The 18,882-nt window shown below is 42.9% G+C and carries 18 protein-coding genes, 2 rRNA genes and 1 pseudogene; 1 reads left to right on the top strand and 20 read right to left on the bottom strand.

The window, feature by feature from the left end:
• Positions 1-214: 214 nt before the first annotated feature.
• A complete protein-coding gene (locus NDM98_RS14100) occupies positions 215-1,972 on the bottom strand; it encodes an ATP-binding protein (protein WP_251608739.1) in 1,758 nt (585 codons plus the stop codon).
• A gap of 98 nt (positions 1,973-2,070) precedes the next feature.
• Positions 2,071-3,027, bottom strand: a complete 957-nt coding sequence (locus NDM98_RS14095) for a DNA double-strand break repair nuclease NurA (RefSeq protein ID WP_251608736.1) — start codon at positions 3,025-3,027, stop codon at positions 2,071-2,073.
• A 341-nt stretch (positions 3,028-3,368) separates the two neighbouring features.
• On the opposite strand from NDM98_RS14095, the gene abrB reads away from it, so the two are divergent.
• Complete coding sequence (gene abrB / locus NDM98_RS14090) at positions 3,369-3,653, top strand: transition state genes transcriptional regulator AbrB (protein ID WP_251608733.1); 285 nt, start codon at positions 3,369-3,371, stop codon at positions 3,651-3,653.
• Positions 3,654-3,784: 131 nt separating this feature from the next.
• Here abrB and rsmI read toward each other — a convergent pair whose 3' ends face one another.
• The 18 genes and pseudogenes from rsmI to NDM98_RS14000 form a co-directional block, all read right to left on the bottom strand.
• On the bottom strand, positions 3,785-4,654 hold the full coding sequence (rsmI, locus tag NDM98_RS14085; RefSeq protein WP_251608730.1) for a 16S rRNA (cytidine(1402)-2'-O)-methyltransferase: 870 nt from the start codon (positions 4,652-4,654) through the stop codon (positions 3,785-3,787).
• A complete protein-coding gene (locus NDM98_RS14080) occupies positions 4,620-4,916 on the bottom strand; it encodes a GIY-YIG nuclease family protein (RefSeq protein ID WP_251608727.1) in 297 nt (98 codons plus the stop codon). Before NDM98_RS14080 ends, rsmI begins: the two co-directional genes overlap by 35 nt.
• Positions 4,913-5,650: a tRNA1(Val) (adenine(37)-N6)-methyltransferase gene (locus tag NDM98_RS14075; protein ID WP_251608724.1), complete on the bottom strand. Its 738-nt coding sequence runs from the start codon at positions 5,648-5,650 to the stop codon at positions 4,913-4,915. Before NDM98_RS14075 ends, NDM98_RS14080 begins: the two co-directional genes overlap by 4 nt.
• A gap of 88 nt (positions 5,651-5,738) precedes the next feature.
• Complete coding sequence (gene yabA, locus NDM98_RS14070) at positions 5,739-6,089, bottom strand: DNA replication initiation control protein YabA (RefSeq protein WP_251608721.1); 351 nt, start codon at positions 6,087-6,089, stop codon at positions 5,739-5,741.
• A 12-nt stretch (positions 6,090-6,101) separates the two neighbouring features.
• Complete coding sequence (locus tag NDM98_RS14065; protein WP_251608718.1) at positions 6,102-6,929, bottom strand: PSP1 domain-containing protein; 828 nt, start codon at positions 6,927-6,929, stop codon at positions 6,102-6,104.
• Positions 6,930-6,932: 3 nt separating this feature from the next.
• On the bottom strand, positions 6,933-7,922 hold the full coding sequence (gene holB / locus NDM98_RS14060) for a DNA polymerase III subunit delta' (RefSeq protein ID WP_251608716.1): 990 nt from the start codon (positions 7,920-7,922) through the stop codon (positions 6,933-6,935).
• Between the two features lie 25 nt (positions 7,923-7,947).
• On the bottom strand, positions 7,948-8,277 hold the full coding sequence (gene darA, locus NDM98_RS14055) for a cyclic di-AMP receptor DarA (RefSeq protein ID WP_251608713.1): 330 nt from the start codon (positions 8,275-8,277) through the stop codon (positions 7,948-7,950).
• A gap of 18 nt (positions 8,278-8,295) precedes the next feature.
• Positions 8,296-8,940 carry a dTMP kinase gene (gene tmk / locus NDM98_RS14050; RefSeq protein ID WP_251608710.1) on the bottom strand — a complete coding sequence of 215 codons (645 nt, stop codon included), beginning with the start codon at positions 8,938-8,940 and terminating at the stop codon, positions 8,296-8,298.
• On the bottom strand, positions 8,937-9,272 hold the full coding sequence (locus NDM98_RS14045) for an Orn/Lys/Arg family decarboxylase (RefSeq protein WP_251608708.1): 336 nt from the start codon (positions 9,270-9,272) through the stop codon (positions 8,937-8,939). Before NDM98_RS14045 ends, tmk begins: the two co-directional genes overlap by 4 nt.
• On the bottom strand, positions 9,245-10,378 hold the full coding sequence (locus tag NDM98_RS14040; RefSeq protein ID WP_251608704.1) for an aminotransferase class I/II-fold pyridoxal phosphate-dependent enzyme: 1,134 nt from the start codon (positions 10,376-10,378) through the stop codon (positions 9,245-9,247). Before NDM98_RS14040 ends, NDM98_RS14045 begins: the two co-directional genes overlap by 28 nt.
• A 111-nt stretch (positions 10,379-10,489) precedes the next feature.
• A complete protein-coding gene (locus NDM98_RS14035) occupies positions 10,490-10,687 on the bottom strand; it encodes a sigma factor G inhibitor Gin (protein WP_251608700.1) in 198 nt (65 codons plus the stop codon).
• A gap of 122 nt (positions 10,688-10,809) precedes the next feature.
• Positions 10,810-12,004: pseudogene (locus tag NDM98_RS14030) on the bottom strand (ABC transporter permease).
• A 23-nt stretch (positions 12,005-12,027) separates the two neighbouring features.
• Positions 12,028-12,696 (bottom strand): ABC transporter ATP-binding protein, encoded by a 669-nt coding sequence (locus NDM98_RS14025; protein WP_251608698.1) that lies wholly within the window; start codon positions 12,694-12,696, stop codon positions 12,028-12,030.
• On the bottom strand, positions 12,689-13,807 hold the full coding sequence (locus tag NDM98_RS14020) for an efflux RND transporter periplasmic adaptor subunit (protein ID WP_251608696.1): 1,119 nt from the start codon (positions 13,805-13,807) through the stop codon (positions 12,689-12,691). Before NDM98_RS14020 ends, NDM98_RS14025 begins: the two co-directional genes overlap by 8 nt.
• Before the next feature lie 21 nt (positions 13,808-13,828).
• Positions 13,829-14,500: a YknW family membrane protein gene (gene yknW, locus NDM98_RS14015; RefSeq protein ID WP_251608694.1), complete on the bottom strand. Its 672-nt coding sequence runs from the start codon at positions 14,498-14,500 to the stop codon at positions 13,829-13,831.
• 774 nt (positions 14,501-15,274) lie between these two features.
• A complete protein-coding gene (locus tag NDM98_RS14010) occupies positions 15,275-15,466 on the bottom strand; it encodes a hypothetical protein (RefSeq protein WP_251608690.1) in 192 nt (63 codons plus the stop codon).
• A 55-nt stretch (positions 15,467-15,521) separates the two neighbouring features.
• A 5S ribosomal RNA gene (gene rrf / locus NDM98_RS14005) occupies positions 15,522-15,637 on the bottom strand.
• A 233-nt stretch (positions 15,638-15,870) separates the two neighbouring features.
• Positions 15,871-18,803 (bottom strand): 23S ribosomal RNA (locus tag NDM98_RS14000).
• Positions 18,804-18,882 lie beyond the last annotated feature (79 nt).

Genomic DNA, 18,882 nt, shown 5'->3' with positions numbered 1-18,882 from the left:
TGACTTATCTGTTATCGCCAGCTACGCTCTCCCCTTATGGCAGAATCACCACTCGAAGACAGAATCCTCCAGGACCATATTCCACTAACATCCTCAACTGGTTTTCAGCTCCCCCAAGCTCTCTGTGTGAATCTGTGTCGTGTACTTATCCGTTCATTGGAATGAATATATAAATCAGTATATCCTTGAATATACCGAAACAACCCTAACTGTGTCAAGCGCGGTCATAAAGCGTAGCAAACGGCGTCTTTTGCTTAACCAGCAACTCATCTCTACATAATCGCTCAAGCTCCTGTTTCCACGTTGATACATCCCAACTTTTTGCTGCATCACGATTTAACTGTGTCAATTCCTTCACTAAACTCATTTCAGACAACGGCAAGTGAGGATAAAGCGCCTCAAGCACAACCTCATCTCCCTGTGCATTCATCTGCTGAAGCTCATCAAATGGATTTAACGTATGCGGGCTTGTAGAGTGTGCCATCCGGATCCGTACAGCCATCGTCCGCCCGATTATAGCAGAAGAAACAAACACATCTCCAGACCGCAGGTACGGCAACCGTTTCCCTTCCTCATATGTTAAATCTGTTTCTTCTTTAATTGTTTGAATATCCGTTCCCCGTACCGTCCTGAATACAAATTTAGAGTTAAGCTGCGCCGTAATTGTCTCATCGAGTAGCGTAGGACGCTGCGTAGCAAATATCAAAAACACCCCATATTTTCTTCCCTCTTGCGCAATCTCTTTTAACACCGATTTGGCCGGAGCATCGTAACCTTTTGGCGCAAAGTTGTGGGCTTCATCTGTCACCACAACAAACGGCGGGAAAAATTGCCCCTGCTCCTGTTGAAGCTTTGCATCACGATAGGCACGCCTTTGACCGTATAATGAGCCAATCACATAGCTTGAAAATACCTGAAGCAGCCAAACTGCGCCTTGTATCACCACTAGTTTGCCTTGATGAATACTCGTTTCAATTGCACGAATGTTTTGCTGAAATAAACCCGCCTGATGAAGACGATTTGCCCGCCATTGAATACCTTTTATCGAGGATAGCGGTAAGCTTCCATATTGATCAAGCAACGATTTAAATGTGCTAAAACGACTGATTTCGTCTCTCGACATCCCCCCATCATGCAGCATGCCCTCGACTTTTTGCTTACCCATCTCAAGGGCCTCAGACAGATTAGCTACACGATCACTAAAAGACTGATAGCTGTCCCGCCTTTTATGTATGCTTTGAATGACATTAACCATGGACTCCGTTAGGGACCCGGATGCTGAGAGCAGTCGCTCCACATCTCTTGTCGAAAGGGCAGAGAAATCTACACCCACATCGCGTCCTATTTGCACAACATCGTATTGATCCGCGTAACCAGGAGCATCCTCCACACCCTCTGATTTAGCTGAAAAGTTCATTTCAAAGTGTGGATCGAATACCAGTGTCGGAATCTTAAGCTTCATCAGCTCTTCTAACATGACTCGTAACCCAAATGACTTACCAGATCCAGATCCACCAAACACACCAATGTGCGGATACTGCTGCATCGCACGAATATCAAAGATAAAAGGCACACCATTTTGTTTACGAAGTACACCTTGCTCCTGCATATGCAATAAGCCATCTAATTCCTGTGGCAGAGAAGGCGCAATAAAATCGGTTGACTTAATTTCTCCAAGTACCATGCCATCACGAGCAGTGGTCGTGACGAGTAGATCTTTTATTTCCTCAAATGCTGGATGTCGAACAGTAGCTCCTGTTTGAATTGGCTGCACGGCCTCTTCAAATAAACGGACCTTTGCTATATGAATATCATCTGCACCAATGTCATACCCAATTTGCTCTAATGTTTCGAGCACGCTTTGATCAGCTAGCCCTTTGTCAAAACCCATTGGAATGTAGCGATTGTAAGAGAAGGTTTCAACAACCTCTCCTTTAGGATCATGCAAGTCTTCATCTTCAAGTACAACCAAGCTCATTCATTCTAAACTTATGAGTTTTTGAAGCCACGTACACCTCATGCTGTGTCGTTACACCCACAATCTGCATCTAGATCATCTCCTATTATCTATTAATACGGTCTATCACTACGTTTTCGTGTAAAGAACCGATGCCTAGTTTCTGCATCAAGATACTGCTCTAATAATCCTTCAACCAGCTTGTCCGTTATCCGAATATCACGATCTACATAATCAAGCCAAAGCGGAATGCCTCTTCCATCTTTTGGTGTTAGGGTGAATAGAAGATCGGATATCTCTTCCCTACGATATGCTTGCTCCTCTAGCATATCAAATCCTGTAATCTGAGGCGCTGCTCCAAACCTTGTCCAGACTGATTGTAACCCTGCTTTATGTTGAATTTCTTCTATATAAATGCTTTCTCCTTTTTTCAGGACACCAAAAAGCAAATCTCGATCATAACAATACGGTTTGTTTGCGTAATCTGAGAACGCATCTAGCTTCACTAGATTCTCCGTTGTAATTTCCTCGGAAACGCCAACAAGAAGTACACCTTTATCCAATGCCATTTGTCTAAGTTTCTCCCAATCTTCCTCTGCATCAATCCGGTAATGATAGAGAGCACCATCCATTAATAAAAAAGAAAGCTCTCTTTCTTCTATTAATTGTTGAGCAGCCTGAAGCTCAAGCTTTGATAGCAAATGTGATCGCCATTTAAGAGGTTGGACAGCTTCCTCATCGTCTGTATCATCTAAGAGCGGCACATATACATCTGATTTTCTCACCCCGTGACCAGTAGTGGTTTTTGCGAGAGATTGAAAGAAGTAAATAACATGCGGTGGCTCACCTTTTGTCTGATTAACCGAGCCATCTACTCCAGCAATCTCTTTCTTATCAAGTAATTCTGCAAGATTCTCCTTAGTTAACGACTGCATTTGTCGAAAAACCGACTGACATTTTTCGAGTTTTTGTCGAATAATGTCGTTATTAGTATGACCCTGATCATAGCTACTACGAAGCTTTTCTCCTACATTTTTTAATTTCTCCACTAATTCGTGTTCGATATCCATTCTAAACACATCCTTTTTACTAGTTACCTATACATCCAACAAAAATGATTAATACCTATTGTATCAGGGTATAGAAGATTAATTCGATAATTACTAGAAAACACTAATATCCTTTTATTTACTATAAATAAATATACTATGTTTTTTCCCAATCATTAAGCAGAACAAATTCTAAACTTTTTCTAAAAAAACATTTGACTTGATTTGGAAACCTTGGTATTCTTAGTGTAGATGTAAAATGTCGAATTATGACACAAATAAATCATGAGTTCTTACCCTATTAGATTCATAATTTCCTAATATCGGTGAGGTCTCGTATACTCGAGAGGAGAATATATAGCATGAAATCTACAGGTATTGTACGTAAGGTTGACGAATTAGGACGGGTAGTTATTCCAATCGAGCTTCGTCGCACATTAGATATCGCTGAGAAGGACGCTCTTGAAATCTATGTTGATAACGAGCGCATCATCTTAAAGAAATATAAGCCAAACATGACTTGTCAAATTACTGGAGAGGTTTCTGATGATAACCTTTCTATTGCAAACGGTAAAATCATTCTTAGCCCTCAAGGTGCTGAAGATATCCTTAAATCTCTTCAAGATTACGTTGCTAATAACAAATAATTTATCTAGTAGACTCCTTTTCTATGGAGTCTATTTTTTATGCCTACTAATCATTCATCTTAACATAGAAAAAGCTGATTTCCCCTAGTTAGCATAATGGGAAAATCAGCTTATAAAATCAAATAATGCCCCTATTCATCCAGATGATACGATTGATAGACGTCTCGTTTTTGCACTTCACGCTCTGTTGCCACTTGTTTAATTGCTTCTTTAGATGAAAGTCCAAGCGAAACATAGTGCTCTACATGCTGATTAATGGCAAGTTCGGTCCACCACTTTTCTTCTTGTTGTTGTTCTGTTGTTCCATCAACAACTATTACAAACTCACCTTTAATGATGCCCGTTTCTACCCAGCTTAATGACTCTTCAACAGTTCCTCTTTGATATTCTTCAAATTTCTTCGTGAGCTCTCGACCAATACTTATTTGCCGATTGCCAAGTACCTCATATATCGCAGATAAGGTTTCTTTAATACGGTGAGGAGATTCGTAAAAGATCAGCGATGCATTAATTGACGAAATCTGCTTTAGTTCTTCTGCACGTGCCTTTTTTTGACGTGGTAAAAAGCCATAATAATAAAATTGATTCGTTGATAAACCAGAGGCAACAAGTGCAGTCAATGCTGCATTTGCACCAGGCAATACAATCACCGCTATTTCCTCGGAAATAGCCAATTTCACAATTTCTTGTCCAGGATCAGATATTGCAGGCATGCCTGCATCACTAACTAGAGCAAGTGATTTACCATCTTTGATTTGCTTAATGAGGTGAGCCCCAACCTTTTCTTTTGTATGTTCATCATATCTGGTAAGAGGGGTATGAATATCAAAGTGACTGCAAAGCTTTCGAGTTTGTCGTGTGTCTTCAGCTGCAATAACGTCGACTTCGTTTAATATACGAACAGCGCGAAAGGTCATATCCTCCAAATTTCCGATTGGGGTTGGTACTAAGTACAAGACTCCTTTATCAGGATTCGTTTGATAACTGATCTGTTGCTGCATCTGACTTCTCCTTTCTTTGCCTCACATATTCTTCTTTTTTTAATCGTGATTTTCTTTTTAGCGCGTATTCGAGTTGCATCGCTTCTTTTTTTGTTGCACACTCTTCTGACCACATTAACGTAAATGGGCCTCTTCCTCTTGTATATTTTGCCCCTTTTCCTTCTGTGTGCTTTTGAAGTCGTTTTTCTAGATTATTAGTGTAGCCCGTATACCAAGTGTTATCTCGGCACTTAAGAATATACACATAATGTAAATCGGTCATTTTTGTTCATAAACCTCCCGAAAGGCATCTGTATACACCCCATCTTGCCCGTATACACATAAAGAAGGCAGGCAGGTTAGCCCAGATTTTCCGTCTTTTATCCCCTCTAACAATACCATATTCGCATCCTTATGTTGATTAGGCTGGATTAGTTGTAACCGTTTTGGCTCAATGCGATATTGTCTCATTAAATCAATCATGTCCGTTAATCGTTCAGGTCTGTGCACAAGAGCTACTTTTCCCTTTTGTTTAACCAAAATGGATGCCGTGCGAATGATATCTTGAAGCGTGCAGTGAACTTCGTGCCTTGCAATAGTATAATGGGGATTATGATTCTGATCCGATTGTTCATTTGCTTTAAAGTACGGAGGGTTACATGTAACTACATCATAGGATCCTGCTTCAATTGAAGGCGGAAGGTTGTTTACATCTGCTTGCAAAGAGAGAATTTGCTTTTGTTTACTATTATACAAAACCGAGCGCGTCGCCATATCATGCAGTCGTTCCTGCAATTCGACGGACGTAATATCGGCTTTACTTCTTTCACTTAACACAAGTCCAATGATGCCATTACCACTACAAAGATCGATTATTCGACCTTTTTGGATAGGGACACGGACAAATCGTCCAAGCAGTACCGCGTCCATTGAAAAAGAGAATACCTCTCTACTTTGAATAATAGAGTACGGAGTTCCCGGTATATAATCAAGACGTTCATTTTCTAATAGATTCATCGTACAACCCCTTTTGCCATCATACTAAAAAAGAGGTCAACCCACCATACTCTGACGGGTTGACCTCACAATCGGGTGGAGGCATGTATTATTTCTTTTGATGCAGAAATGACAGACAAAATAAGCAATCTTCACCATCAGCTCGTAAGCTTCCATAATGAGTGTTACAGATATGAAAACCTTCCTGATAGAGACGAGCTAAATTGTCATGTCCTTCTCCAATCGTTGGCTTGCTTTTGTTCTCTGCAGGAACTTGTTTCTCATCCTGCTGCGTTTCCCAATCAAAACGCTCTCTTAAGTTCTTATTCTCGATCTGGAGGTAATGGTTCTCTTCCACTAGATAAGCCAACTGTTCTTTTAGTCCGCTTAATTCCTGGTGAAGTTGTCCAATACCCTCCTCCATCTGGCTAACCTTCTTAAAGATTGCCTTCTTATCCACGTTTCCACCCCATCATTCTGCGGATTCAGCCGATACAGCCCGTGTTCCGTTCAGTTCTTCTAGAGTAAATTCAAGTACCTGATCTCCTTCGTTCAATGAAACCTGTACAAGACGCTCTAACAAATTTAATCCGATAACCTTACCTTTTCCATCTGGTGTCATAATACTTCTTCCAACATCAGGAAGTTCCTTCTTAGCTTCTTCATATGTGTCATTTTCATACTTCAAGCAACACATCAATCGTCCACAAAGGCCTGATATCTTCGCCGGATTTAAGGAAAGGTTCTGATCTTTCGCCATTTTAATGGAAACTGGCTCAAAATCACCAAGGAATGAAGAGCAGCAAAGCACACGTCCACAAGGACCAATTCCACCAAGCATTTTGGCTTCATCACGCACGCCAATTTGTCTTAACTCAATTCTTGTCCGGAAAACAGCAGCTAAGTCTTTTACTAATTCACGGAAATCAATCCGTCCATCCGCTGTAAAATAGAACAGAACTTTATTTCGATCAAATGTATATTCGACATCAACCAACTTCATATCAAGCTGATGTTCTGCGATCTTTTCCGAGCATACCTCAAAAGCCTGAAGCGCTTCCTCTTCATTCTCCGTTACGGTCAGTTTATCCTTAGCCGTCGCCAGTCGAATGACTTGTTTTAATGGGAGGACAACGTCATTTTCATTCACTTGCTTCTCAGCAATCACAACTTTTCCAAACTCTATTCCTCGTGACGTTTCAACGATTACTGCTTCACCCAAATCTAACTTAAATTCCCCTGGGGAGAAGTAATAGATTTTGCCCGCTTTTTTGAAGCGAACGCCTACAACTTGATGCAACGTCTATACCCCCTGTATGCTGAGCAACAGCTTCTCCATGACAAGCTGATAATTCATGTTAGCCTTCAGATGACGTTTTGCTTCCAACACGCCAGACAGATGCTCAACATTCTGTTGCTGTGAGATGGAGAGCGCGAGTTGTTCATATTGATCTTGTTGATCTGGAAAAACGAGTGTATCTGATTTACCCGTTTGTATATATAAAAGGTCTCTTAACCATAAGAGAATCATATCAAGACCAGCTTCCTGGTGAACTTTCTCTTTACTTAATGGAAGCCACTTATCCTGCAACGTAAGCAGAACCTGATTCGGTCTAAGATAAAGCTCTCCCATCAATTGTATCACTACGCTTCGGGCTTGTGCAATCCATTCTGCTTCATTTAAAAGGTTAGCATGGTCTAAGTTTGTCGTAATTTCTGCAAGCACCAAAGAATGCATTCGAGAGACCCCTAATTCTTGAAGCTTCTCGGCAAATACAGATTTTGACAACGGCTGAAACGAGATTTGTTGACTTCTTGAACGAACGGTTGGCAATAAGGAAGACTCTCTTTCCGTTAATAAAATCGCAAGTGTTGGTGATTCCGGTTCCTCTAAAAACTTAAGCAAACTATTTGCAGCACTTGCCGTCATCTTATCTGCTTCTGTAATCATATATATTTTATGGGAAGATTCCATGCCTCGATAGGTGAATTCCTTCTGCAGAAATTCCACCTGATGCTTTTTAATTGAGGCTCCATCGGGCTCAACTATATGCACATCTGGATGATTGCCTTTTTCAATTCGTTTGCAATCCACACAGTGACCACAAGGCTCCGCTCCATTACGCTCTCTACAAAAATAGCTCTTCGTCAGCTGAAGAGCTATTTCTCTTTTCCCAGTACCAGACTCTCCTGCAAAAATATAAGCATGAGAAAGTCGATCCTTTTCAAGGCTTTTTATCATAAATGGAACGACTCTTGGCTGTGTTTGTTGTAGATCATTCCAAGTTGTCATGTTCACACGTCCTTACCATTATCCATTAGAACTGTTCAAATTCTTCAACAGGTAGAGTAAAGACCGTTGCTCCACCAACCTGTACTTCTACTGGGTAAGGTACATAAGAATCGGCGTTCCCACCCATAGGCGATATAGGGGCTACAAGCTGGTCACGGCTCTTACAATTTTCCTTTATAATTTCCATTAGTTCCTTGACCTTATCATCTTCTATACCTATTAAAAACGTTGTATTTCCCGCTTTTAAAAATCCACCAGTACTAGAAAGCTTCGTAGCTCGAAAATCTGCTTTAACAAGAGCGTCTGATAGCCGTGCGCTGTCCTTATCTTGTACGACCGCAATGATTAGTTTCACTCTCATCCACTCCTTCTTTTACTTATCTTTATTATAACGTATTTGTGATTGAATCACACGAATCACTTCTTCAGTGACGGTTTCAATTGATTGATTAGCATCCACTGTTCGAATGCGATTTGGATAACGATTCTTCACACGGGCGTACCCTTCTTTTACAAGATGATGAAACTCGAGTTTTTCTTGGTCAAGCCTGTTTAATTCTCTGTCTTGATCACGTTGAATTCTCGAGAGCCCAACTTCTGGATCCACATCAAAATAAATTGTTAGGTCTGGCATGTGTCCTTCTATCGCAAATTCATTGATTGAGAGAACCTCGTCAATGCCTAAACCTCTTGCATACCCTTGATACGCTAAGCTACTATCAATGAATCGATCACACAAAACGACCTTATTTGCCTCAATTGCCGGAATGACCTTTTCAACTAAATGCTGTCTTCTCGCAGCTGCATAAAGGAGCGCTTCCGTACGGCCGTCCATCTCAGTATGTTCTACATCTAAAATCACGGTCCGGATTTTCTCAGCAATCTTAATTCCGCCTGGCTCTCTTGTTCTCAATGTATCAAGCCCTATTTGATTTAACCTTTGTTCTACATTCGAGATTACAGTGGTTTTTCCTGCACCTTCTCCACCCTCAAATGTAATAAACCATCCTTTATTCATATTCTATCCTCCAGCTCTGCCACACAAATCCCATTTTCCATAACATCTATTCCTTGAAATCTCGCACCTGCTTGTTGCAGCTGGTCAATCTGCTGCAACACTGCTTTATCAATTTGTTGCCCTGGATAAAGCAGAGGGATGCCAGGAGGATATGGAATGACAGCCTCTGCTGCTATCCAACCTTCTGCTTCCCAAAATCGAATTCGTTTCGTTTTATAGGTATGTATATGCTTGATATATTCTTCGGACGACACGTGTCTGAATGATTCTTTTTGTTGCTGATTTTCATTCACTTGATATGTTGCTAATAGTCCAGAAAGCTTACTGAGCATAGCTCCCCTTTTTCCATTGGCTCAAGACCCATAACAAGCAAAATATGCTGCTCATCTGCCATTTCTACGTCTATTCCCCCATGGTGCAATAGCTCTTGAAGCTGATACCCGGATAACGATGATATTGATTTAATTGTAACCTTTAGTGGGTCATATGAATACCCGCTTTTTTCCCACTGCACGACCTCAAGTTGAGGAATCAGACTGATACCTTCTTTAATTGCTTGAATAGAAGCTATAGTGCTAGTTAATTGCTCGTTTGTATAAGACTGCAAGTATGCTCTTGCTGCATCCAAAGAAGCCATAATTAAATACGAAGGACTACTCGATTGGAATATCGATAAAGCACGCTTAATTTTTGTTATTTGATTCGCATGCAGTCGCTCACCCACATGTAAATAAGAACCCATAGTTAACGCCGGAAGAGTCTTATGAGCCGAATGCACAACCACATCGGCACCCACTGAAAGGGCTGAAACTGGGAACGGCTCCCCTATGGCAAAGTGTGCGCCATGCGCCTCATCCACCATTACCAGTAAACCAGCTTGCTGCGCCCGCTGAATAAGCTTTTCAGGGGAGCGGCATACCCCATAGTACGTAGGATATGTCATAATGAGGGCCGTTGCCTCCGGGTAATTTTGTAGTGCTTCCTGCAGAATTTCTTCTGTCACACCCATTGCAATGCCTGTTGACTCATCAACCTCCGACGCTAAATAAACCGGCGTCACCCCAGCAAGCTCAACTGCATGAAGAATAGACTTATGACTATTTCTCTGAACGAATACCACATCCCCTGGCTCACATAAAGCATACACCATTGCCAGATTACCAACCGTGGTTCCCCCAACTAAAAAGAAACTCTCTGACGCTTGATAATATTTCGCCAGCAATTGCTGTGCTTCTTTTATTGGGCCTGTCGGATCATGTAAATCGTCCATGCCTTCAATCTCCGTTAGATCATAATGTAGAATATTCTTAAAATCCTCAAGGCCTGTAGGAATGATGGATCCGTTTTTATGACCAGGCACATGAAACGAATGTGGCTTGGTTTGGCTATGCCTTTGAATAGCCTGAACAAGAGGCATGTTCAATGTAGGTTCTGTCATTTTTCTCTCCTCTTTGTACTCACTAGTCTCTCCTATTCTAGCGTAAGATAAGCCAATTCTAAACAAAAAAAACAAGCCGTTTATCATCAGCTTGTCTCTTCTATTTATTTACTAGTGTCCTGTCATCATCCCGCGCATTTTATGGACATATTCTGTGTACTCCTCTGTCCCTGCCTCTGTTGTTACAATTTTTTGCTCGCAAGTCTCACAAACAAAAGAGTTAAAAAGGTTAAAACCTTGCAGTTTCCTTGTTTCACAGATTAAACAGGTTTGACCCATCTGAACGCGTATAACACCCGTTTTCTTCATTAGAGACCAACTCCTTTGTAACAGTATCGCCCAAGCCCACTTTTTCCAAACCTCTAAAATGACTCTCCCTTACATATATTCACAGAAGCCGGTCTATGTGCCTATGAAATAGAAAGAATCATTTATTCATACCTTAATGCATCAATTGGATTAAGCTTTGCAGCCTTGTTAGCCGGCATAATGCCAAAGATAATACCGATTAGCATCGAGAATAGTAAACCACCAATGACAACCGGGATGGAAACTAAGGTAGGTAAGCCAAATATAGCCGATACAATTGTTACCAATAAGGCACCGCCAGCAATACCAATACCGCCACCTATTAACGTTAAAATAATCGATTCGATTAGGAACTGTTGCAAGATCTGACCTCTAGTTGCACCAAGTGATTTTCGGATACCGATCTCCCTTGTCCGCTCTGTCACAGAAACCAGCATAATGTTCATCACACCAATTCCTCCAACTAATAGAGAGATGCCGGCAATGCCGCCAATAATCAATGTCATAATTCGTGTGACCTGGCCAAGTCCCTCCGCCATTTGTTCCATATTCAAAACTTGATACGCTTCGTCTGTCCCGTACTTGTTATTCAAATAATCTGCTGCAGACTCTCCTGTTGCTTGGAGGTCATCCAGATTTTCTGCCTGAATGGTTAATTGGCTATATTCTGTTTTTCCATAAATGGTCCGCCAAGTTTCAGACGGAAGATAAATTTCACTTCCACTCATGAATGCTAACAGTCCTGTTGGTGGTTCCAGGCACTCCGATTACCTCAACTGGCTGCTGACCAATTCGTATGATCTCACCAATAGACGATTCCTCACCAAATAATTCTTCATTCAGAGTTTCTGATATTAACACCTTTCTTTGACCGCTAACAAAATCCTGATCACTTAACGTACTCCCTTTAGAAACGGTGAAGCCTTGAACATCCATATAAGCCTGATTCACACCAAAGATATTTGTATCTGTCTCTTCATTTTGAAAAAAAGCTGAACCATATTCCATGCTATATGCCACAACATTAGAAACGCCATCTAATAGTTCAAGTTCGCGAACATCCTCCGTACTAAATGCAGATTCCCAAGCAGAAGGGTTGCTCTGCAATTCCTCCTCTGATGGTGCATAATACAGTTCACTCGTATTGCCCTCACCAACAATTTGCTCTTTGAGCATCGCTTCTCCACCTTGTCCAATCGCTACAACAATAATGACAGAAGCAACTCCGATAATGATACCCAGCATCGTTAAGAGAGAACGCATTTTATGTGATCGTATAGAGGCGACAGCCATTCTAATATTCTCTACAAAACCCATCTCTTCATTCCTTTCCCGAGTACTTAGAGTGACTCAACTAAGCGTCCATCTCTTACAAAAATAGTTCTCTCCGTATATTCAGCTATTTCAGGTTCATGTGTAACAATGGCAATCGTTGTGCCTTCTTTATTCAAGTCGGTCAATAACTCCATAATCGCAGCACTGGTTTTAGTATCAAGTGCCCCTGTTGGTTCATCAGCCAATATAATGGTTGGATCATTCACTAGAGAACGCGCAATAGCCACTCGCTGCTTTTGACCACCTGATAATGAATTAGGTAAGTAGTTTACACGTTCAGCAAGACCAACCCGTTCCAGTGCATGTCGTGCACGTTCTTCACGCTCTTTTTTACTAACTCCTGCATACACCATTGGTAGCTCAACGTTTTTTAAAGCTGTTAATCGTGGCAATAAGTGAAACTGCTGAAAAATAAAACCGATGTATTTATTCCGAAGCTTTGCAAGCTGAATATCGTCTAAGTTCGTAACATTCTCGCCATTTAAAAAATAACTCCCAGTAGTTGGCTGATCCAGACACCCAATGACATTCATTAAAGTTGATTTACCGGATCCAGACGGGCCCATAATCGCTGAAAAAGATCCTTCTGTAATTTCTAAATGAATGTCTGTTAAAACCGGCGTTTCTTCCATGGCCACTTTAAAGGACTTGTTTACCTTCTCTAACTTAATCATTAATACTCACTTCATTTCCTTCGTTAACCCCTGAAGGATTAACAACCACATCTACCTCTTCAGATAGACCATTTACAATTTCTGAATTTGACCCTGACTGTATACCGACCGTGACCTCTCTTTTTATCGCTTTCCCTTCTTCAATAATCAGAACATAACTCGTGCCTTCTTCAGATAAAACAGCAGAATTTGGAACAGTAAGCGCTTGTTTTTCTTCTGTTGCAATTCTTAAGATCAAATTATATCCTGGCTTTAATTTAGTTATATCTCCATCGTCTAGTTTAATGGTTACAGGATATTCCGTTCGCTCACCATCACCACCCGTTAGTTCGTTTTCAATAGGCATAAACCCAATGGAGCTTACAGTACCTGTCCACTCTTCACCCGGCTGAGCATCTGAGGTTATAGCGACCGTCTGATCTTCTTCAACAACTAAAGAATCATATTCACTTAATGTACCTTCAACAATTAATTGATCCGCGGCTATAATTTCAATAATAGGTTTCTGCTCAATAGGATTCTCTTCTGCAGATAAAACCGTACCAGCCAATTCACTTTTTATCGTAAGTTTCTGTTTCTGCTCCTCTAACTCTTCCTTTTGCAGTAACAACTGTCGTAAATCTAGATTGGCATTTTTTCGTTCAAATTCAAGTTGATCCTTTTCGGCTTGAACTGTTTCTTTTGCCTCTTTTTCTCCTACTTCTTTTTTTAAATCTTTTTCACGTTTCTTTACCTCTTCTTCTTGTTTTTCAAGGTAGTTTATATGTAAGTAACCGGCTTCAATCTGTAGAGCTACTTTCTCTTGCTCTGATTTTGATTGAGTTCCATCATATTGAATTAGGTCCGCACCCTCATTAATATCATCCCCCTCTTCTACAAGAAGTTGATACGTCTCTCCTAAGTCAGGCGAAAAACTAATGGATTGTCGATGCTCCGACTTCACCGTCCCAGGAAGCATTACCTCTGTTTTAAGAGGTTCAATTACTGGATTCACAACATCTACAATCGAACCACTTACATTTTGAGACTGTGATTGCACAATGGCAATTGAAGCAAACGATAGCACAGCAACGATGATACCAGAGGCGATAAAAAATTTCTTTTTACTCATCTACTCACTCCTTAATAAAGTTTAGATAGCTGCTAATGTGCTAAGATAACCTATTAATGCTGATCCCACACTATAAAGAATCGGTAAGGACCAAGCGAGCCCATTATTAAAACCTGCCACATAACGCAAACCAAGAGCTGTCAAAATCACATACCAAATAGTAAATATATCTATTAGACTATAAAAACTATACATAGGTTCCATAGAATCAAAAAACTGCCCAATACCTGTTACGATAACTGTTGGCTCAAGATTAAATAGAGCGACTACTACCGCATTAAATAAATAACCGATTGCTGCAATCAAGCTAATATAAAGCATAAGTGAGACTAATTGTTTATACGTAACCATACTCCCAGTAATTTTAGCAACCAACCAAAAAATAAAAGCAGGTAGAATTGCCAGCAAAACCGGAGTAAAAATACCCGCTATTAACACAATGACTCTACTCATCACTTCTAATACTTCAATCATTTCTTCAGTAGCCGAACCTTGTTGAATCATTAACTCAGTCATGCTTGAGTAATCGGGAATAAACGCTAAAATCGCAGATCCAATGATACTGATAGCTAAAACAACTAATAATGGAATCAAAACTAACGGTCTTTCCTTAATTCTTTCAAGTTGAACAATTGGACTAGAAAAAATGCCTACCATTGATGGTTTTTTACTTTCGTTTTCTACTAAACTCATATGTAAATATCCCCTCCAAAAAGATTGTCATCTACCTATACGTGTTAACTCACAAATAGATTCATACTTTTTCCAAATTTATTAAATTAATTGGAATATGATTATGGAGTTCTTTAGGTTTGCTCTTGAATTAGAGGGGTGGGACTTGGAATGAGGTTGTGAGATTTAAGAGATCTAAACCTGAATAGGTTTATTCCTTTTATGAGTCGTGCAGGACTTGGTGTTGGGAGGGCGCTCTTGATAAATACGTTTCTTTCTTGGTGTAGTGTGCCATGTCTTAGTAGTGTTGGGTTCTCTCTTGCTGATGAGGTGAGGCTCTTGGTTTTCTTGGGGTTCTTCTGGTTGTCTGGAGCTCTAGCTTAGTAAGAAGAGGATTGGTCTTGGTTTTTCATTTGTTTCTCTTGGAGGTGCAGCTCGTTTCTTGGTGAATGGGTGCTCTAGCTTGGTTAAGGGTTGATGGTTCTTGGTATTGCCCTTGGTTTTCGGGTTAAGAGGTTTGCAGGGTTTATTTAATCGATTTAAACCTTGATAGGTTTATTCCTTTTGAGATGGTTGGGCAGAGCTCTTACTGTTGGGCTTTCTCTCTTGGTGCGGAGAGTTCGGGCTTGGTGTGGGGAGGTGGTTCTTGGTGTGAAGAGAAGTCTCTTGGTGGTATGAAAAAGGTTCTTGCTAACGTTGTTCTTTCTCTTGCTAGTGTGGGGTGCCTCTTGGTTAGCTAGCTGTTTTTCTTAGTGTCGGGGCTTGATGCTGGGTAAAAGATGATTTGTTCTTGCTTTATCTCCGGTTCCTCTTGTTAATGAAGCTTGTTTCTTGGTGAATAGGTGCTCTAGCTTGGTTACGTTCGCCTGTTTCTTGGTATTGCCTTTGTTCCTTCTCTTTACTGCTTTTAATCGGTCTATATCCGAATCGATTTCTTCCTCTGACTCCAATTCCGATATCTCTTGCTTCTCCAATCCATATCCACACAAAAAACCCCTTCATCCAATGGGTTAACCATCAGATGAAGGGGTTCTTTTTTAGTGCCCGGCAACGTTCTACTCTCGCAGGGGGAAGCCCCCAACTACCATTGACGCAGAAGAGCTTAACGGCCGTGTTCGGCATGGGAACGGGTGTGACCTCTTCGCTATTGCTACCGGACTATGCTGGACGGCCAATCATCGGCGCGCTTCTTTGTCCACTTCGTCTTGTCACTCCGTCACGTATGAAGATACGCTCCTTCGTTCCAATCCTTGTGTCCTCGAATCACTTGATGCTTGTTGTCCATCTTGAGAAAGATTCTCTCAAAACCAAATCGTGCCCACAGGAGGAGGAATTCACCGAAGTGACTTCTTCTTCCTGTTTCTATGCTACTCACACTGTCTTTCACCATGTTGGATAAGTCCTCGACCGATTAGTATCTGTCCGCTCCACGTGTTGCCACGCTTCCACTCCAGACCTATCAACCTCATCATCTCTAAGGGGTCTTACTGGCTTACGCCATGGGAAATCTCATCTTGAGGGGGGCTTCATGCTTAGATGCTTTCAGCACTTATCCCGTCCACACGTAGCTACCCAGCGATGCTCCTGGCGGAACAACTGGTACACCAGCGGTGTGTCCATCCCGGTCCTCTCGTACTAAGGACAGCTCCTCTCAAATTTCCTGCGCCCGCGACGGATAGGGACCGAACTGTCTCACGACGTTCTGAACCCAGCTCGCGTGCCGCTTTAATGGGCGAACAGCCCAACCCTTGGGACCTACTTCAGCCCCAGGATGCGACGAGCCGACATCGAGGTGCCAAACCTCCCCGTCGATATGGACTCTTGGGGGAGATAAGCCTGTTATCCCCAGGGTAGCTTTTATCCGTTGAGCGACGGCCCTTCCATTCGGCACCGCCGGATCACTAAGCCCGACTTTCGTCCCTGCTCGACTTGTAGGTCTCGCAGTCAAGCTCCCTTATGCCTTTGCACTCTTCGAATGATTTCCAACCATTCTGAGGGAACCTTTGGGCGCCTCCGTTACTGTTTAGGAGGCGACCGCCCCAGTCAAACTGCCCACCTGACAATGTCCCTGACCCGGATCACGGGTCGAGGTTAGAATGTCAGCACCGTCAGGGTAGTATCCCACCAATGCCTCCACCGAAGCTGGCGCTCCGGTTTCAAAGGCTCCTACCTATCCTGTACAAACGATACCAACATCCACTATCAGGCTACAGTAAAGCTCCATGGGGTCTTTCCGTCCTGTCGCGGGTAACCTGCATCTTCACAGGTACTATAATTTCACCGGGTCTCTCGTTGAGACAGTATCCAAATCGTTACACCATTCGTGCGGGTCGGAACTTACCCGACAAGGAATTTCGCTACCTTAGGACCGTTATAGTTACGGCCGCCGTTTACTGGGGCTTCAATTCAGAGCTTCTCCCGAAGGATAACCCCTCCTCTTAACCTTCCAGCACCGGGCAGGTGTCAGCCCCTATACTTCGCCTTGCGGCTTCGCAGAGACCTGTGTTTTTGCTAAACAGTCGCTTGGATCTTTTCACTGCGGCTCTCTCGGGCTTGCACCCTAATAGAGCACCCCTTCTCCCGAAGTTACGGGGTCATTTTGCCGAGTTCCTTAACGAGAGTTCTCCCGCGCGTCTTAGAATTCTCTTCTCGCCTACCTGTGTCGGTTTGCGGTACGGGCACCTTCCACCTCGCTAGAGGCTTTTCTAGGCAGCGGAGGATCAGGGACTTCGGTACTAAATTTCCCTCGCTATCACTGCTCAGCCGAACGGAAAGCGGATTTGCCTACTTTCCAGCCTAACAGCTTAGACGCGCATATCCATCAGCGCGCTCACCCTACCTTTCTGCGTCCCCCCATTACTCAAACGGTGGAGAGGTGGTACAGGAATATCAACCTGTTGTCCATCGCCTACGCTTTTCAGCCTCGGCTTAGGTCCCGACTGACCCTGAGCGGACGAGCCTTCCTCAGGAAACCTTGGGCTTTCGACGGAGGGGATTCTCACCCCTCTTTTCGCTACTCATACCGGCATTCTCACTTCCAAGCACTCCACTAGTCCTCACGATCTAGCTTCGCTGTCCTTGGAACGCTCCCCTACCACGAACACCTAAGGTGTTCATCCATAGCTTCGGTGATACGTTTAGCCCCGTTACATTTTCGGCGCAGAGTCACTCGACCAGTGAGCTATTACGCACTCTTTAAATGGTGGCTGCTTCTAAGCCAACATCCTGGTTGTCTGGGCAACTCCACATCCTTTGCCACTTAACGTATACTTTGGGACCTTAGCTGATGGTCTGGGCTGTTTCCCTCTTGACTACGGATCTTAGCACTCGCAGTCTGACTCCCGAGGATAAGTACTTGGCATTCGGAGTTTGACTGAATTCGGTAATCCTGTGGGGACCCCTCGTCCAATCAGTGCTCTACCTCCAAGACTCTTCCCTCGAGGCTAGCCCTAAAGCTATTTCGGGGAGAACAGCTATTTCCGAGTTCGATTGGCATTTCACCCCTACCCACACCTCATCCCCGCATTTTTCAACATGCGTGGGTTCGGGCCTCCATTCAGTGTTACCTGAACTTCACCCTGGACATGGGTAGATCACTCGGTTTCGGGTCTACGACGGCGTACTCAAATCGCCCTATTCAGACTCGCTTTCGCTACGGCTCCGCCTCATCAGCTTAACCTTGCACGACATCGTAACTCGCCGGTTCATTCTACAAAAGGCACGCCATCACCCGTTAATGGGCTCTGACTAGTTGTAGGCACACGGTTTCAGGATCTCTTTCACTCCCCTTCCGGGGTGCTTTTCACCTTTCCCTCACGGTACTGGTTCACTATCGGTCACTAGGTAGTATTTAGCCTTGGGAGATGGTCCTCCCGGATTCCGACGGGGTTTCACGTGTCCCGCCGTACTCAGGATACACTCCGGAGGAAACGAAGTTTCGGCTACGGGGTTGTTACCCTCTTTGACGCATCTTTCCAGATGCTTCACCTACTCCGTTTCTTTATGACTCCAATGGAATGTCCTACAACCCCTGAAGGCAAGCCTTCAGGTTTGGGCTCTTTCCGTTTCGCTCGCCGCTACTCAGGAAATCGATTTTTCTTTCTCTTCCTCCGGGTACTTAGATGTTTCAGTTCCCCGGGTCTGCCTCCTCGTATCCTATGTATTCAGATACGGGTACCATTCGATTAAAAATGGTGGGTTCCCCCATTCGGATATCCTCGGATCAAAGCTCACTTACAGCTCCCCGAGGCGTTTCGCCGTTCGTCGCGTCCTTCTTCGGCTCCTAGTGCCAAGGCATTCACCGTGCGCCCTTTCTAACTTAACCAATTTGATTTCAGGTCATCTGACGATGCCATTCATCAAGTATGGTGTATATAAAGACTCGCTCACATCTATAGAGATGA

Origin of the sequence: Alkalicoccobacillus plakortidis (genome assembly GCF_023703085.1) — a bacterium.
GTDB classification, from domain to species: Bacteria; Bacillota; Bacilli; order Bacillales; family Bacillaceae_D; genus Alkalicoccobacillus; species Alkalicoccobacillus plakortidis.
The sequence above is the reverse complement of the archived record's forward strand: the minus strand, read 5'-3'. Positions and strand labels throughout refer to the sequence as shown.

Bases quoted from the DNA above. Each gene is read 5' to 3' on its own strand.
- NDM98_RS14095 (WP_251608736.1), bottom strand. From the start codon at position 3,027: ATGGATATCGAACACGAATTAGTGGAGAAATTAAAAAATGTAGGAGAA.
- abrB (WP_251608733.1), top strand. From the start codon at position 3,369: ATGAAATCTACAGGTATTGTACGTAAGGTTGACGAATTAGGACGGGTA.
- rsmI (WP_251608730.1), bottom strand. From the start codon at position 4,654: ATGCAGCAACAGATCAGTTATCAAACGAATCCTGATAAAGGAGTCTTG.
- NDM98_RS14080 (WP_251608727.1), bottom strand. From the start codon at position 4,916: ATGACCGATTTACATTATGTGTATATTCTTAAGTGCCGAGATAACACT.
- NDM98_RS14075 (WP_251608724.1), bottom strand. From the start codon at position 5,650: ATGAATCTATTAGAAAATGAACGTCTTGATTATATACCGGGAACTCCG.
- holB (WP_251608716.1), bottom strand. From the start codon at position 7,922: ATGACAACTTGGAATGATCTACAACAAACACAGCCAAGAGTCGTTCCA.
- tmk (WP_251608710.1), bottom strand. From the start codon at position 8,940: ATGAATAAAGGATGGTTTATTACATTTGAGGGTGGAGAAGGTGCAGGA.
- NDM98_RS14045 (WP_251608708.1), bottom strand. From the start codon at position 9,272: ATGCTCAGTAAGCTTTCTGGACTATTAGCAACATATCAAGTGAATGAA.
- NDM98_RS14040 (WP_251608704.1), bottom strand. From the start codon at position 10,378: ATGACAGAACCTACATTGAACATGCCTCTTGTTCAGGCTATTCAAAGG.
- NDM98_RS14035 (WP_251608700.1), bottom strand. From the start codon at position 10,687: ATGAAGAAAACGGGTGTTATACGCGTTCAGATGGGTCAAACCTGTTTA.
- NDM98_RS14025 (WP_251608698.1), bottom strand. From the start codon at position 12,696: ATGATTAAGTTAGAGAAGGTAAACAAGTCCTTTAAAGTGGCCATGGAA.
- NDM98_RS14020 (WP_251608696.1), bottom strand. From the start codon at position 13,807: ATGAGTAAAAAGAAATTTTTTATCGCCTCTGGTATCATCGTTGCTGTG.
- yknW (WP_251608694.1), bottom strand. From the start codon at position 14,500: ATGAGTTTAGTAGAAAACGAAAGTAAAAAACCATCAATGGTAGGCATT.